At 59.8% G+C, this 12,749-nt stretch carries 12 protein-coding genes; 8 read left to right on the top strand and 4 right to left on the bottom strand.

The genetic code is table 11. From position 1 onward, the window contains the following. Positions 1–22 precede the first annotated feature (22 nt). The 6 genes from D109_RS0112760 to D109_RS0112735 all read left to right on the top strand — a co-directional run bounded on the left by D109_RS0112760 (position 23) and on the right by D109_RS0112735 (position 6,188). Positions 23–256, top strand: a complete 234-nt coding sequence (locus D109_RS0112760; RefSeq protein WP_017477230.1) for a hypothetical protein — start codon at positions 23–25, stop codon at positions 254–256. 12 nt (positions 257–268) lie between these two features. After that, a complete protein-coding gene (locus tag D109_RS0112755) occupies positions 269–2,986 on the top strand; it encodes a toprim domain-containing protein (RefSeq protein WP_017477229.1) in 2,718 nt (905 codons plus the stop codon). 43 nt (positions 2,987–3,029) lie between these two features. Continuing rightward, on the top strand, positions 3,030–3,341 hold the full coding sequence (locus D109_RS0112750; protein ID WP_017477228.1) for a hypothetical protein: 312 nt from the start codon (positions 3,030–3,032) through the stop codon (positions 3,339–3,341). Positions 3,342–3,399: 58 nt separating this feature from the next. Continuing rightward, positions 3,400–3,666 (top strand): hypothetical protein, encoded by a 267-nt coding sequence (locus tag D109_RS0112745; RefSeq protein ID WP_017477227.1) that lies wholly within the window; start codon positions 3,400–3,402, stop codon positions 3,664–3,666. Further along, positions 3,663–5,654 carry a DNA cytosine methyltransferase gene (locus D109_RS0112740; protein WP_017477226.1) on the top strand — a complete coding sequence of 664 codons (1,992 nt, stop codon included), beginning with the start codon at positions 3,663–3,665 and terminating at the stop codon, positions 5,652–5,654. Before D109_RS0112745 ends, D109_RS0112740 begins: the two co-directional genes overlap by 4 nt. 258 nt (positions 5,655–5,912) lie before the next feature. Next, the gene (locus tag D109_RS0112735; protein WP_017477225.1) at positions 5,913–6,188 is read left to right on the top strand and encodes a pyocin activator PrtN family protein; all 276 of its coding nucleotides are present in this window, start codon (positions 5,913–5,915) and stop codon (positions 6,186–6,188) included. On the opposite strand, the gene D109_RS0112730 is transcribed toward D109_RS0112735, so the two are convergent. After that, positions 6,163–7,314 (bottom strand): site-specific integrase, encoded by a 1,152-nt coding sequence (locus D109_RS0112730; RefSeq protein WP_026077924.1) that lies wholly within the window; start codon positions 7,312–7,314, stop codon positions 6,163–6,165. The genes D109_RS0112735 and D109_RS0112730 overlap by 26 nt on opposite strands. Before the next feature lie 103 nt (positions 7,315–7,417). Between D109_RS0112730 and dusA the strand changes: the two genes are divergently transcribed. Together dusA and tal are read left to right on the top strand one after the other, a co-directional pair. Next, entirely contained in the window at positions 7,418–8,428 is a 1,011-nt protein-coding gene (gene dusA, locus D109_RS0112725) for a tRNA dihydrouridine(20/20a) synthase DusA (RefSeq protein WP_026077923.1), read from the top strand. Between the two features lie 302 nt (positions 8,429–8,730). Next, the gene (gene tal / locus D109_RS0112720; protein WP_017477222.1) at positions 8,731–9,657 is read left to right on the top strand and encodes a transaldolase; all 927 of its coding nucleotides are present in this window, start codon (positions 8,731–8,733) and stop codon (positions 9,655–9,657) included. A gap of 199 nt (positions 9,658–9,856) precedes the next feature. Here tal and rssC read toward each other — a convergent pair whose 3' ends face one another. From rssC to D109_RS0112705, 3 genes are all read right to left on the bottom strand, one after another. Then, positions 9,857–10,339 (bottom strand): anti-sigma factor antagonist RssC, encoded by a 483-nt coding sequence (gene rssC, locus D109_RS0112715; RefSeq protein ID WP_003218919.1) that lies wholly within the window; start codon positions 10,337–10,339, stop codon positions 9,857–9,859. After that, positions 10,339–11,520, bottom strand: a complete 1,182-nt coding sequence (gene rssB, locus D109_RS0112710; RefSeq protein WP_017477221.1) for a two-component system response regulator RssB — start codon at positions 11,518–11,520, stop codon at positions 10,339–10,341. The genes rssC and rssB overlap by 1 nt, the downstream gene beginning before the upstream one ends. Positions 11,521–11,866: 346 nt before the next feature. Next, the gene (locus tag D109_RS0112705) at positions 11,867–12,556 is read right to left on the bottom strand and encodes a VacJ family lipoprotein (protein WP_026077922.1); all 690 of its coding nucleotides are present in this window, start codon (positions 12,554–12,556) and stop codon (positions 11,867–11,869) included. Positions 12,557–12,749: the final 193 nt, after the last annotated feature.

The following is a 12,749-nucleotide window of genomic DNA, read 5'->3' as shown; positions in this document are numbered from 1 at the left end:
TGCCCGCAATCCGAGGTGGACCATGGAAATCGACATCGCCATCACCGCAAAACTGCCCCGCGACCAGGCAGAGGCCCTGCTACAGGACCTGCGCGTGCAGTACTCGGCACTGCTCAACGAGCACTGGTATGACGATCGGTTTCGCATGATCCCCGAGGGTTTGCGGCACGGCTCGTTGCTGTTGGCCTTCCCCGGGTTGGCAGCAAGAAAAAGCCTGATGGGTGCTCTTAAACACAGTCTCGACGAAGCGAAGTAAGCCACGATGGAAATGAAAGAAAGGCTGCGCGCCGACGTCATCCAACGCATTGAGCGGGACTACCAGCTCAAGCACATGCGCGGCACCGACTATATGCGTAAGGGCGTTTGCCCTGCCTGCGGCCAGAAGACCCTCTACACCTTCTACGACTCGCCCTGGACACTGATCTGCGGACGGCCGGAAAAGTGCGACCACCGCGTCCACGTTAAGGACGTCTACGATGATTTGTTCAACGACTGGAGCAAGACCGCCCCGTCGACGCCAGACAACCCCCTGGCCACGGCACGCGCCTACCTTGAATTTGCGCGGGGCTTCAAATTTGAGCTGATTGCCGGTTGGTTCACCCAGGACAACTACTGGGATGGCCGGCAGAACATCGGCAGCGCCACGGTACGTTTCGCCCTGGAAAAAGGTGGGTATTGGGAACGGCTGATCGATCGGCCAGACCGCTTCGGCAAGATGAAAGCGCGCTTTCGCCCTACTGGTGAAGGATCGCCCGGTTACAAAGGCGTCTGGTGGTGCCCGCCGTGCGTCGACCTGCTGGAAGTCGACGAGCTGTTCATAGTCGAGGGAATTTTCGACTCCATTGCACTGGTGCACAACGACGTGCCAGCCGTGTCGATGATGTCCAGCGCGCCCTGCCCCATCGACTCACTCAAGGCCCTGGCCAAGCTGCGCCACGATGCCGACAGGCGCTTGCCGGTACTTGTGTGGGCATTGGATAACGAGCCCGTCGCCAAGGCCAACATGCGCCGTTGGGCGAAGGAAGCGCGCGAGCTGGGCTTCACCTGCAAGGCTGCGGTGATCCCACAGCCCAATGGAAAAAAGGTTGATTGGAACGACCTGCACCTACGGTGGAAGCCGATCGAGGGCGACGACAAGCGTGCCGAGCGGATCGAGCAGGATCTGGACGAAGCCCGTCACCACGGCGATTTGCTGCTGGCTGACTCGGCTGAAGAAAAGGGGTTCCTCATTTACCTGCGCGACGAGCGCAAGGAATTCAACTTCACCTTCCGCAAGCGCCTTTACTGGTTTCGGCTGGACCTTGAGCGGTACGACCGTGCCATGGCCGATCTGGAGAGTTCAGACCGCCATGAGGACCAACTGCTCAACGACGACCAAAAGCGCTACAAGTCCCTGCGCCAATCCGGCTCAGTGACCAGCATCGCCAACTGCAATTTCCAGGCGCTGTACTACATGCGCAACGACCTGACCGATGAGGCCTGGTACTACTTTCGTATCGAGCGCCCGCAAGGGCCGGCCATCAAAAGCACGTTCACCGCTAAGCAGCTCACTTCGGCGCCTGAGTTCGCGAATCGCCTGCTCAACGTATCCAACGGCGCGATGTTCGAGGGTAGCGCCCAGCAGTTGAAACGGATCCTGGCGCCGCAGCTCGACTGCCTGAAAACAGTCAACACCATCGAATGGATCGGCTACAGCCGCGACCATGGAGCCTACGTCTTCAACGACCTGGCTTTTCACGGCGGCAAGGTACAGGTGCGCAACAAGGAGGACTTCTTTGACCTCGGCAAGCTGAGCATTAAGTCGCAGAGCCAGTCGCCTGTATTGCACATCAATACCGACCTCAATGCCTACAACGAAGGTTGGTTCGACATCTACTGGCGCTGCTTTGGCGTACAGGGCCTGGTGGTGCTGGCCTGGTGGCTGGGCGCGTTGCACGCGGAGCAAATCCGGCAGATCCACAAGTCACTGATGTTTTTGGAGCTGGTGGGTGAAGCCGGCTCAGGCAAGACCACCTTGGTGGAACTGCTGTGGAAGTCGGTCGGGCGTACTGATTACGAAGGCTTCGACCCGTCCAAAGCTACTGCCGCGAGCCGTGCGCGCAACTTCTCGCAGGTCAGCAACTTGCCAGTAGTGCTGATCGAGTCCGAACGCGAACAGAAGGAAGGCCAGCCGGTTAAGCACTTCGACTGGGACGAACTGAAAACCGCCTACAACGGCCGCAGCGTTCGCTCCACGGGCGTGAAAAACAACGGCAACGACACTCACGAACCGCCCTTCCGCGCCGCCTTGCTGATCGCTCAGAACAACCCGGTGAACGCTTCGGAACCGATCCTGCAGCGTATCTGCCATGTGCATCTAACACGCGAGCACCACACCCCGGAAACCAAGCAGTATGCGGAACAACTGGAGCGCATGCCGATGGACAGCATCAGCGGCTTCCTGGTCAAGGCGCTGCAACGCGAAACCGAAACCATGCGCCTGATGGAGGAAAACACCTCCGGCTACGAGCAGGAGCTGCTGGCCCAGCCTGGCGTGCGCACCGTGCGTATCGCCAAAAACCACGCCCAACTGCGCAGCCTGGTGGATGCACTGGCCGGAGTGGTGCCCCTCGGGGAGCGCCGCAAGGCTCTGGCACACGCCGAAATTAGCCGTATGGCCTTGGAGCGGCAGCAGGCAATCAACGCAGACCACCCGACCGTGCGCGAGTTTTGGGACCTGTACGAATTCCTCAATGGCATGGACGAGAAAAGCGCGCTCAACCATGCGCGACGCGATGGCCTTATCGCCGTGAACCTCAATGAGTTTGTGGAGATGGCTGCCAACAAGCGGCAGCAGGTACCCCCGCTGAGCGATCTGAAGCGGCTGCTCAAGACCAGCAAGTCACCCAAGTTTCTGGAGTCGAACAAGCCCGTCAACTCGGCGCGGTCGCTCGACGCCTTCGACAAACCTAAAACCATTCGCTGCTGGGTATTCCAGGGCGCGTAGGGGCTGCAACCCCTCGACACCAATCACCCAAAGGAGAAGCACCATGCATATACAAGTCATCACCGGCGAGGGACCGAACGGTGCCACGAAACAGCTTAAGCATTTGAAGGAACTGCATGAGTGGATCGGCGAAGCAACCCAATTGGTACATGCCGAGGCATACAGCGCCGCTGGCCTGGTCGAGATTCTGGAAGTCCGTAGTGCCACGGAACAGGAGCTTCTCGTGCTGGAGTGCAGCCGAGAACAAATCCAGGCAGTCCTGGAATGGCAGTCAGCAACAGATGAAGTTGTCGAGTTTGAAAACCTGCTACTGCACCTGGTGCGGAAGCAAAACCCAACCGGCGAATGCCAGTAAGAAGATGGTGTCGAGGGGCTGCAACCCCTCGACACCGACCACCCAAAGGAGAAGCACCATGCAAGTGAATCAACCCCAAGGCGGCACCGCAGAGGCTATCACAACCCCGCTGGCAATCGGCGATACGGTCAGCTATGTCGAAATGAGCGGCGGTGGCCGGGAATACCGTCTCACCGCTCGTAAAGGCGTACTGGTAGGGATCGATGGCAACATCGCCACCTTGCGCGCCGCGAACGGCCGCAGCATCACTCAGCCACTCGACAAACTGACGCCGGAAGGACAGCCCAATGCTCTGACACGCATGCTCATGGAGGGACGCTCATGATCAAGCGCACCCTCACCCACTTCCACCTCTGCTGCGGCCTCGGCAGCGGCGCCGCTGGTTTCAGCGATTCCAAACCAGTCCTCGGACCTGTGCAAGCCGAATGGCGCTGCCTGGGCGGCGTCGATGTCGACCCTGCCGGCCTGCGCGATTTCCAAATGATGACCGGAGTGCCTGGCACGCTGATGGACCTGTTCACCCGAGAGCAGTTCACCGCATTCCACGGCCAGCAGCCGCCCGCAGGCTGGAAAGAGGCCACCGCCGAAGACCTGCGACGCGCCGCCGGCAACGAAGACCCAGACGCCGTATTCATCAGCAGTCCCTGCAAGGGAGCCTCGGGCCTGCTGTCCGAAACTATGAGCCAGACGCCCAAATACCGGGCGCTCAACGAGCTGACGTTGCGCTGTGTGTGGCTGATGTGCGAAGCCTGGAAGCACAACCCGGTGTCACTGATCGTGTTCGAAAACGTGCCGCGTCTGGCCACCCGGGGCCGGTATCTATTGGACCAAATCACCAAGCTGCTCAGGCATTACGGTTACGCGGTGGCTGAAACCACCCACGACTGCGGGGAAATCGGCGGTCTGGCCCAGAGCCGTAAGCGCTTCCTATTGGTGGCCAGGCACGTCGAGAAGGTGCCGGCGTTCCTGTACGAACCGGAAAAACGCAGCTTGCGCGCAGTCGGTGATGTGTTGAGCCGCATGCCGTTGGCCGGCGATATCGATCAGGCTGGGCCGATGCATCGGGTACCCGCGTTGCAGTGGAAAACGTGGGTACGCTTGGCACTGGTCGAGGCCGGGAAAGATTGGCGCAGCCTGAGCCGGTTTGCGATCAAGGACGGGTACCTGCGCGACTTCGTGATCGTGCCGGAATACCGCGCCGGTTACATGGGAGTGCATGACTGGCAGGACACCGCAGGCACAGTCGCCGGCCGGTCTAGCCCAACCAATGGGAAGTTCTCGGTGGCCGACCCTCGCCCCACCAGCAAATTTGAATACACCCAATACGGGGTGCTGCCCTACGACCGCCACTGCGGCGTCGTCACCGGGCAACGGAGCCCAGGACAAGGAACGTTCAGCGTCGCGGATCCGCGCATGGGCGGCGAGCGCCACAACAACGTGTTCCGCGTGGTACACAACGACCAAGCCGCGGGCACTGTCACCGCAGGGCATGGCCCCAGCTCCGGCGGGCAAGCTGTGGCCGATCCTCGGCAGCCATCCAAGGGGTTCGGCAAGTACATGGTCACCGACTACAGCAAGCATGCCGGCACGGTCATCGCCGGCAGTACCACCGGCCAGGGCGCCTTTGCCGTGGCCGACCCGGCCTACAAGAACTGGCACCCGGCGGCCAGCACGCAAAAGCTGCGAATCACGCCGTGGTGCGATAGCGCCAAGACCGTGACCGGCTCGCAGCAGGTTGCCAGCGGCGCATTATCGATCGCAGATCCGCGTCCGGGCATGTCACGCACCAAGGGCGACGCTTACCTGACTGGCGGACATTACGGAGTAGTCGACTACAACACGCCGGCCGGCGCCGTTTCCGCCAGTGCCTGCCACGACAACGGGCGCTGGTCGGTTGCAGACCAGCGAATGCCGGCGCCCAACGACCGGCTGACCTGCATGATCACCAGCCTCGACGGTACCTGGCACCGCCCGTTCACCACCCTGGAGCTGGCCGCGCTGCAATCGCTGTTTGATCCAGAGGACCACTGGTCAACTGATCCACAGACAGCCCATGAAATCCAGGTGATGCAGCGGGTGCGCAAGATTGAGCAGTCACGGTTTTTCCTGCTGGACGGCATCAACGACGGCAATCACCGGGAACGGATCGGCAACGCAGTACCCCGCGCGGCGGCAAAGGCCATGGCGGATGTGTTCGGTATGACGCTGCTGCTTTCCGAGGCTGGGGAGACGTTCATGCTCAGCAACGTGTCGATTTGGGTGCAACCGGTTGCGATTGCGTTGAGCGTGGCTCGGCCGGAGGTTAGCGTATGACCGTATTTCTTCTGCTTTACCTGTGCGCGGATGCGACACGAACGGATTGCCAGGTGGTGAGGGCTGAAAGCTGGAGCGGGCCTCACGCCTACGAGCGATGCACCAATGTTGTACCGGGCCTCACCGCCGCCCTGAGTAAGACTAATCGGGAACGACACCGGTTTGTTTGCGAGATCCAGGATGACGGAGCACAACCTGCAGAACTCACGGTCCAGCCGAGGTTCACTCATCAATCGTTTCGGATGTAAGGGGAACATCATGAACACAGCGTTTATCCTGATGGCCCAATACGAGGGCCAGGCTATTATCTCGCTGGAGCTGGTTTGCCGGGACTACTTCACACACCTGACGCCAGACATGTTCCAGCGCAAGGTGATGAGTGGTCAGATCAAGTTGCCGATCACTCGGCTGGAACCGAGCCAGAAGTCGGCCAAAGGCATACACCTCACCGACCTCGCTGCCTACCTCGACTTGCAGCGCGCCGCCGCTGTGAAGGAACACAACCAGCTCAACGGGATAAAACGCGCCGTTTAAGCCACTTCTCTGATGCGGCGCCCAGTTGGACGGGCGCCCTCAGTATCTTTTCGTGCCATTCCCAGCCCACATAGCGGTCACCCTTGCCACGCAGGTGGGTGTAGCGCCGCATCGAATTCCAGTCCCGATGGCCAGACACGCTCGCCACGCGTGGGATGTCCCAGTCCATTTCAAACAGGCGGCTGACGCCTTCATGCCGAAGGTCGTGGAAGTGCAGGTCCGCAATTTCCAGGAATTTGCAGGCTTTGGCCCAGGAGGTGGAGATGGATTCAGGGCTGTAGGGGAAGATGTCCTCGCCCGCCTTCGGCATGGCCTGGAGGATCTGCCACGCCTCGTCTGGAAGGTAGCACCACACGTCGTTGCCGATCTTCTGCCCCGGGTTTTTCATATCGCGCACCAGCACTCGCTGGCCAGGCTCGTCTACGTCGGCCCAGCGGATGCGGGTTATTTCATCCAGCCGGCGTGTGGAGAACAAGGCAAAGCCCACGACCTTGAGCATATTGATGACGGTTGGGCGACGCGCCTGCATGGCCTGGTAGTGCGTCAGCACCCTGCCCAACTCGTCCAATGTCGGCCGGCGGTCACGCTCCCGGCTTTTGAGATTGTAGCCCAGCTTGCGCAGCACCCGGCGGGCGCCGCCCATGGCGAGCGGATCGACCTGGTAGCCCCAGGCATCCTTGGCGATCGCCAGGACAGCACCGAGGTGAGCCAGGTCGTTGCCGGCGGTTTGCGGCTGGACGCCGCCGCCCTCGCGGCTCATCCGAAACAGGGCAAAGTCGACCAGGCATTGAGTGGTGACGTCGATATCGTTTAGTTGGCCGATGTCCATCTTGCCGATGGCTTCGAGCGTGGCCTTCTTGGTTTTGCCCAGCGGCCGGGCCTTTCCCACTTCCAACAGGTACTGGTCGATCATGTCTTTGACGGTGACGCCCTTCCGGCTGGCCCGCTCGATCGCACCAGGCTGGTCCAGCTCCGATTCGCGCTTGCGCGTCCACGCCTGGGCGGCCTGTTTCCGGGCGAAGGTCTGGCTCTCTTGGTAGACTTGCACTCCGTCGCGTTTGATGCGGATTTGAGCCGTATAGCTCACAGTCCCATCCGCCAGTTTTCTTGCCCTGATAGTCGCCATATCGAAAGTGGTACGCGTCAGTTTTGAGGTGGTACATCGTACCACCGAGCCTTCAAAAACGCCTGAAAACGCCCTAAAACTCGCCAAGAACACGTTGATTAAAATGCTAGATAAACAGAGCTTTAGCCCAGCAGAATCAAGCCCCGCACTGTCTCGGCGCTTTAGCGTTGCACCCATGATGGATTGGACTGATAGGCACTGCCGCTTCTTCCTGCGCCTTCTCTCCAAACACGCCCTCCTCTACACAGAGATGGTCACCACCGGCGCAATCCTCCATGGCGACCACGAACGTTTCCTGCGTCACAACGAAGCCGAGCACCCGCTCGCCTTGCAGTTGGGCGGTAGCGTTCCCGCCGACCTGGCCGCCTGCGCCCGCATGGCCCAGGACGCTGGTTACGATGAAGTGAACCTCAACGTCGGCTGCCCCAGCGACCGGGTGCAAAACAACATGATTGGCGCGATCCTGATGGCCCACCCTGCGTTGGTGGCGGATTGCGTGAAGGCAATGCAGGACGCGGTCTCGATCCCGGTGACGGTTAAGCACCGCATCGGTATCAACGGCCGGGACAGTTACGCCGAGCTATGCGATTTCGTCGGCCAGGTGAAGGACGCGGGCTGCACCAGTTTCACCGTGCATGCGCGAATCGCCATTCTGGAAGGGCTGTCACCGAAGGAAAATCGGGACATCCCGCCACTGCGCTACGACGTGGCGGCCCAGTTGAAGCAGGATTTCCCTGAACTGGAGATCATCCTCAACGGCGGAATCAAGACCCTCGAACAGTGTCAGGAACATCTACAGACGTTCGACGGTGTGATGCTGGGTCGCGAGGCTTATCACAATCCGTATTTGCTGGCCGAGGTGGATCAGCAGCTGTTTGGCAGCACCGCGCCTGTGATCAGCCGCGCCGAGGCGTTGGCGCAGTTGCGTCCTTATATAGCCGAACACCTGGCGACAGGTGGCTCGATGCATCACATCACGCGCCACGTGCTGGGGCTGGGGACGGGTTTTCCGGGGGCTCGGAAGTTTCGGCAGTTGTTGTCGGTGGATATTCATAAGGCCAGTGATCCGTTGGCGTTGCTGGATAAGGCCGGGGCGTTGTTGGAGGGGCGGTGAGTTGGGGGTCAGTGGGTTTATTGGGTGGCTGACACTACGCCTTCGCGAGCAAGCCCGCTCCCACATTTGGATGGGGGGATGTCAGGAAGATGGGGGAAGCCTGCTCTCACCGTTTGATCGGGTGGTCATCGGGCAGTTGGGTTGAACCTGCCGGCTGTTTTGGCCTCCTATTCAGCAGTGGCCGGTGTTTCAAACGGCTGTTTTCAGGTTGTTGCCCTCGCAAACGATCGAATGCATTTGCGCCCTTGAGCGGCTGTCAGCGCTCGGGTAATGTCATCAGACCCACAGGACAGAGCACGCCCATGACTTCCAAGCTGGAACAACTCAAGCAATTCACCACTGTAGTAGCCGATACCGGCGATTTTTCTACCCTCGCCAAGCTCAAGCCGCAAGATGCCACGACCAACCCTTCCCTGCTGCTCAAGGCCGCGTCGATCCCAGGCTATGCCAAGCTGCTGGACGAGGCTGTTGCCGACTGCAACGGCGACGTAGGCCTGGCGAGCGACCGTTTTGCGGTAGCCGTCGGCCAGGAAATCCTGAAAGTGGTGCCCGGCCGCATTTCCACCGAGGTGGATGCCCGTCTGTCGTTCGACACTGACGCCGTACTCAAGCGTGCGCATCGTCTGATCGACCTGTACGACAAGGCCGGTGTTGGCCGCGACCGCGTGCTGATCAAGATCGCTTCCACCTGGGAAGGCATCCGCGCCGCCGAGCAGCTGGAAAAGGAAGGCATCCAGACCAACCTGACGCTGCTGTTCTCCTTCGCCCAGGCCGTGGCTTGCGCTGAAGCCGGTGTTTTCCTGATTTCGCCGTTCGTAGGCCGTATCTACGACTGGTACAAGAAGGCCAACGGTAACGACTACACCGGTTCCGAGGATCCGGGCGTGCAGTCGGTGACGCGCATCTACAACTACTACAAGGCCAATGGCTACAAGACCGTGGTAATGGGTGCAAGCTTCCGTAACCTGAGCCAGATCGAAGAGCTGGCCGGTTGCGACCGCCTGACCATCAGCCCGGACTTGCTGGAAAAACTGGCTGCTGACAATGGCAAGCTGGAGCGCAAGTTGGCGCCAGGCCATGCCGGTGAGGCGCGTGTGCACCTGACCGAAGCGCAGTTCCGTTGGGAATCCAACGAAGATGCAATGGCTACCGAGAAGCTGGCCGAGGGCATTCGTCAGTTCGCCCGCGACCAGGAAAAACTCGAAGCGCTGTTGGCCGCCAAGCTCTAAAAACGGCGGCGACAAAAAGGGCGGCACCTGTGAGGGTGCCGCCCTTTTTTTGTATTAGCCGATTTCGAGCCGAACTCAGTTAAAAATGTGGGAGGGGGCTTGCTCCCGAATACAGGGCGTCAGTCGCTACATTCACTACTGACCCGCCGCTTTCGGGAGCAAGCCCCCTCCCACACTTTGACAGTGTTTCAGCTGGAAATTAGTGCCGCTCCAGCGCGTTCACCAGATCGTGGAACGCCTCGCGGTTGGAGTCGTTCAAGCCCATCAGGATCTTGTGGGCTTCCAGCACCTTGACCCGTACCACTTCCTCGGACTGGTCCTGGGACGGCAGGTCGGTCAGGCATTCCGGGCACGGGATCGGGCGGTCAACGATGTTGAACACTTGATCAAAGCCCATGGACTGCAGCAGACGGGTGATGTCTTCGTGGGTGGTGACGACGGTCGGCAGCAGTCCGACCTTCTGCCGAGACAGAATGGACAACTTGGCCAACAGCCCAAGGGTGGTGCTATCGATGCTGCGGGTTTCGGTCAGATCGATCACGATCGCCGAGAAATTCAAGGCTGTGAAGATCCGCTCAATCGTCGCATCCAGCGCCGAACACAAGGTCAGGCGCACTTCACCGACAAACTTCAGGACAAACGTCCCGTCTTGCTCGGCGAATTGGATTCTTCCGGTACTCATCAAAGATTCCTGCTCAACACCAATAGGGCGATATCATCCGGCATCTCCCCTAGCGTGGCCAATCCAAAAACCTGCCGCAGGCCATCCAGGCTGCCGCCCGCCGACCTGACCCGTTGGGGTAAGGCGGCTTCTTTCTCTTTGAGTGTAGGCTCTGGCAAAAGGTCCAGGATACCGTCGGACATCAGCGTCAGGCTGAAGGTCGGCGGCAGTTCCAGGATGTGGTCTTCGTAGGTGGCTTCATTGAACAAGCCCACTGGCAAACCACGCCCTTCCAGGTAGCGCACACTGTCTGGAGTGTATAAAACCGGCAATGGCAGGTGACCGCCAATGCTGTAGGTCAACAGACCTGTTTCTTCATCAATCACGCCGCCGACCATCGTCACGTGCTTGCCCAGCTTGCAGCTGATCAGGCCCCGGTTGATGTGGCCCAGCACTTGCGAAGGGGTGAACTCCGGCAAGGTGCCATTGCGCTTGGATTCGAACAACAGCCGTGTGGTCATGAACTTCAACAACACGGTCACGAATGCCGAGGAGGCGCCGTGGCCGGAAACGTCGGCCAGGTAGAACGCGACACGCCGCTCATCAACGCGGAAGTAGTCGACGAAATCACCCGACAGGTACAGCGACGGGATGATCTGGTGGGCAAACTTGAACTCGTCGATGCTCCACGGGCTCACCGGCAGCATGTTCATCTGCACCTGGCGACCGGCGTTCTGGTCTTCCTGGAGCAGGTTCAGGCTGGCTTCGAGTTCGCGGTTGGCGGTTTCGAGCTTTTCACGGTAACGCTGGTTCTCCAGCAGCAACCGTGCACGATCCAGGGCACGGCGCACCGAGTGCTCCAGTACGGCCAAATCTTCCAGGGGCTTGATCAGGTAGTCGGCGGCGCCCAGGCGCAAGGCCTCGACCGCATCATTCATCACACCGGCACCGGACACGACAATCACCGGCGTCTGCGGGGAAAGGTCAGTCACCTGGCGGATCAGCTCGAGGCCGCCCACCTGGGGCATGCGCAGGTCGCAGATCACAAGGTCGGGCTTGTCGCGCTCGAATACCTGGAGACCCTGGAGGCCGTTGCTGGCCTGCAGGACGCTGAAGCCACTGTCTTCCAAATAGGCCGCGAGACTCGCGCGTACTACTTCGTCGTCATCGATTATCAGCAGCGTGGCACTGGTTTTCTGCATGTGGGCAAACGGCGCCAGAATTAGGTTGGCGTAGGCCGCTCGACAATGGCCGGGCGTACTACTGGATTCGCTTTCTAGCCTCTCTGTCCTACAAAGCGCCGGGATTTTGCCCATGCACAAAGGTAAAGCAGAGGTGCCCTTCTAAGGCGCAGACGGTACTCCCATCCGCCAGGGGTTTCAAGCTCATGGCGATGGTCGCCGGGCGTCTTTACATCGCAAATCACCGGTGGTTATAAGAACGCATAAAACTGCAACTTAAAGTAAGGACGTAACCTGCGGGGAAACCTCAAATTCCGCCCACGAAAAAGGCGACCCGAGGGCCGCCTTCTTGATTCAAGCCTGACGCTTAAAAATCGTCTACAACCTTGCCATCCTTGACCTTGAACTCGCGGTTCTGCAGGTAAGCGTTACGGATGAAGGTGTATTTGTCGCCGCTGATCAGCTTCTCGGAGGACAGCAAGCTGGCACGTGTGTCGACGATATTCAGGCCGAACGTGCTGTTGCGCCAGCCGATATCGTTCATGTAGCGGTACGGCTGGGTGTAGCTGTCCACATACTTGGACGGTGCGTCACGCAGGGTGCTTGGGCCCAGCAGTGGCAGCATCACGTAAGGGCCGCTGCCGACGCCCCAGTGGCCGAGAGTCTGGCCGAAGTCTTCGTCGTTGCGTTGCAGCCCCATTTTGGTGCCCACATCAACGAAGCCCAGCACGCCAAACGTGGTGTTCATCAGCAAGCGGGCAGTGTCGACGCCGGCGGCATGAGGCTTGAGCTGCAACACGTCGTTGGCGAAGTTGCCGACGTCACCGATGTTGCGGAAGAAGTTGTGGATCCCGTCCTGCACGAACTGCGGGGTCACGAACTGATAGCCTTGGGCCAATGGCTTGAGGGCGTAGGTGTCAACGGTATCGTTGAAGGTGAAGATAGGACGGTTGACGCTTTCCCATGGATCGTCTTCCGAGGCCGCCTGGGCCACGAAAGGAACCAGCAAAATACTCGCACATACCGATAGCTGAGCTAGACATTGGCTCCAGCGCATAGCTTGAACTCCTTGAATGGTCTGTCATGGGCGCTATGCCCTGAATGAGGCCGTCAGTATATGCCGGAAGTGCCAGATTAGGCAGCCTTGCAGAAATGTCATTCAGCAAATGCACAAAATTCCTACAAATGCCGCGAATGTAACTTGCTTGTCATCCACATTCGATAGCGTCACTGCTATTTCAGGGACGTCG

Source organism: Pseudomonas sp. PAMC 26793 (assembly GCF_000313235.1).
In the GTDB taxonomy this organism is placed as follows: Bacteria; Pseudomonadota; Gammaproteobacteria; order Pseudomonadales; family Pseudomonadaceae; genus Aquipseudomonas; species Aquipseudomonas yamanorum.
This window is presented reverse-complemented; position numbering and strand designations above follow the sequence as displayed.